We start from the raw sequence: 502 nt of genomic DNA, 5'->3' as shown, positions 1-502 counted from the left end.
CATAGAGATAGACATGCGGGACATGGGTGAGCCCGGCGATAATCGCGATCGATGTCACCGAATAGACATTCCAAGGCACGTAGCCAATCACCGACTTGACCGCCAGCGAGACGAAGCCGACTGGTCCCAACGTCATCACATAGCCGAAGGCCAGCACTACCGCCGACATGAACACCGGGATGAGGATGATCGGCTCCAGCCAGCGCTTGCCCGGCACGTCGGTACGCACGATGATGAACGCCAGCAGGATTCCCACCGGAACGGCGATCAATGTCATCCCCACCGCGAGCTTGAGCGAAGTCGTCAGCGCCAGCCAGAAATCCGCATCTGCAAGGATGAAGCTATAAGCCTTCAGCGACAGATGCGCTGTCTTCTGGAAGAACGGGCCGGACAGAAAACTCTGGTAGATGATCAGCGTTACCGGCGCCAACACCACCAGGATGGCGAGGAGATTGGTGCTGACACGGAAGACGCGGAAGGGCATGATCGCCTCGAACAAAGC

At 58.2% G+C, this 502-nt stretch carries 1 pseudogene; it reads right to left on the bottom strand.

The features are described from left to right. Positions 1-502: pseudogene (locus NKH35_RS31975) on the bottom strand (iron ABC transporter permease); the annotation flags it as partial.

It is taken from the genome of Mesorhizobium sp. M1143, from assembly GCF_040318435.1.
GTDB lineage: Bacteria > Pseudomonadota > Alphaproteobacteria > Rhizobiales > Rhizobiaceae > Mesorhizobium.
This window is presented reverse-complemented; position numbering and strand designations above follow the sequence as displayed.